Origin of the sequence: Micromonospora rosaria (genome assembly GCF_001567585.1) — a bacterium.
GTDB lineage: Bacteria > Actinomycetota > Actinomycetes > Mycobacteriales > Micromonosporaceae > Micromonospora > Micromonospora rosaria.
In genome coordinates, this window is sequence record NZ_LRQV01000307.1 from 1 (window position 1) to 1,160 (window position 1,160).

At 67.6% G+C, this 1,160-nt stretch carries 1 protein-coding gene; it reads left to right on the forward strand.

Going from position 1 to position 1,160, the window contains the following annotated elements:
- Positions 1-1,104 (forward strand): sulfate adenylyltransferase subunit 1 (locus AWW66_RS32230; protein WP_067374615.1); only part of this gene is annotated, 1,104 nt, incomplete at its 5' end.
- Positions 1,105-1,160: the final 56 nt, after the last annotated feature.

Here is a 1,160-nt window from a genome sequence, read left to right on the forward strand (position 1 = left end):
AACCTCGCCCTGTTGACCGACGGCCTGCGGGCCGAGCGGGAACAGGGCATCACCATCGACGTGGCGTACCGGTACTTCGCCACCCCGCGGCGGAAGTTCATCATCGCCGACACCCCCGGGCACATCCAGTACACCCGCAACATGGTCACCGGCGCGTCGACGGCGGATCTGGCGTTGATCCTGGTGGACGCCCGGAAGGGTCTGGTGGAGCAGTCCCGCCGCCACGCGTTCCTGTGCTCCCTGCTGCGGGTGCCGCACCTGGTGCTGTGCGTCAACAAGATGGACCTGGTCGACTACGACCAGGCCGTGTTCGACCGGATCGCCGACGAGTTCACCGCCTTCGCCGCCAAGCTGGACGTGCCCGATCTGACGGTCATCCCGGTGTCCGCGCTCAAGGGTGACAACATCGTCACCCGGTCGGAGAACATGCCCTGGTACGAAGGCCCCGCCCTGCTCCACCACCTCGAACGGGTCCACATCGCCTCCGACCGCAACCTCGTCGACGTCCGCTTCCCCGTCCAGTACGTCATCCGCCCCCAGTCCACGACGGTGACGGACTACCGCGGCTACGCGGGGCAGGTCGCCTCCGGGGTGTTGAAGCCCGGCGACGAGGTGATGGTCCTCCCCTCCGGGTTCACCTCCCGCATCGCCGCCGTCGAAACCGCCGACGGCCCCCTCGACGAGGCGTTCCCCCCGATGTCGGTCACCGTCCGCCTCACCGACGAGATCGACATCTCCCGCGGCGACATGATCTGCCGCCCCCACAACGCCCCCACCCCCAGCCAGGACATCGAAGCGATGATCTGCTGGATGGACGAAACCCGCCCCCTCCAACTCGGCGGCAAATACACCATCAAACACACCACCCGCACCGCCCGCACCATCATCCGCGGCCTCCAGTACCGCCTCGACATCAACACCCTCCACCGCGACGACACCGCCACCCACCTCACCCTCAACGAGATCGGCCGCGTCCGCCTCCGCACCACCATCCCCCTCCTCGCCGACGAATACCGCCGCAACCGCACCACCGGCGGCTTCATCATCATCGACGACACCACCCACCGCACCGTCGCCGCCGGCATGATCATCGAAGCCACCTGAGGTGCAAGGAAGGGCCCCCTCCTCACCCATACGGTCGAGAAGGGGCCCCTTCTCAC